Source organism: Anaerovibrio lipolyticus, from assembly GCF_021531495.1.
Classification (GTDB): Bacteria; Bacillota; Negativicutes; order Selenomonadales; family Selenomonadaceae; genus Anaerovibrio.
The window spans coordinates 1-989 of the sequence record NZ_JADYTY010000072.1 but is presented as its reverse complement, the minus strand read 5'-3'; the positions used below and the strand labels follow the sequence as shown (position 1 = coordinate 989).

Below are 989 nucleotides of genomic sequence, written 5' to 3'. Positions count from 1 at the left end.
TCAAAACTTGGTACAATAGAAGTGAACATCAACCATGACCAAGGAGGTTTACGCCATGTCTATTGTATCACTTGAATCCAAAGATGAAAAGAACATTTCTATGTCGATCGCTCAATTTTTTGCTGTATACGGAATTATCAGTCTTTTAAGAAATTGTGGTGGACTAAAACTTAAGGGAGTTCCTGTAAGGGAGCTTTTCACCTACACAGTTACGAATGCTTTCCGCATGGGCAGCTTCTATATGCAGCAGAAGGTTGGAACGATTCGGGAGGAATTTTCTAAAAACACATATTATCGTTTTCTTGCGAACCCCCGTATAAACTGGCTGCGCTTTACTACGCTTCTTTCTGAGCGTATCATCAATAGTCACATTCGTCCGCTTACATCTGAGAAACGCGATGACTGTTTTGTTATTGATGACTCCTTGTATGAAAGGACTGGATTCAAGCGGACTGAATATGCCTCCCGTGTGTTTGACCATGTGTCAAAGCGATATATGAAGGGCTTCAGGCTATTGACCTTGGGCTGGACAGATGGCTGCACGTTCATGCCAATCAATTCTTCTTTGCTGGCTTCAAATAAGGAAGAAAACATCCTTGGTACACGTAGCAAGATTGACAAAAGGACTATCTCTGGCCAGCGTCGTCTTATGGCTTGCCAAAAAGCTACCGATGTCATGATATATTTGCTGAAAACAGCATTGGGAGCAGGACACCAGGCAAAATATGTGTTGTTTGACAGCTGGTTTTCCAATCCCAAACAGATTCTTGATGTAAAGGAACTAGGGCTTAATGTAATAGCTATGGTCAAACGCAGCAGCAAACGGAACTACATATTTGAAGGCAAACAGATGAACATCAAGAAGATATTTGCCTCTTGCAAGAAGCAACGTGGCCGCTCTAAATATCTTCTTTCCGTTCCAGTGAAGGTAGGCCAGGACAAAAATGGCGACAATGGCATTGATGCCCGTATTGTCTGTGTCCGCAATC

General features: G+C 42.6%; 1 protein-coding gene. It reads left to right on the top strand.

The genetic code is table 11. The annotated features are described in order from the left end of the window. Window positions 1–55: 55 nt before the first annotated feature. A partial coding sequence (locus I6E26_RS11010; protein WP_235321911.1) for an IS4 family transposase occupies window positions 56–989 on the top strand: 934 nt, incomplete at its 3' end.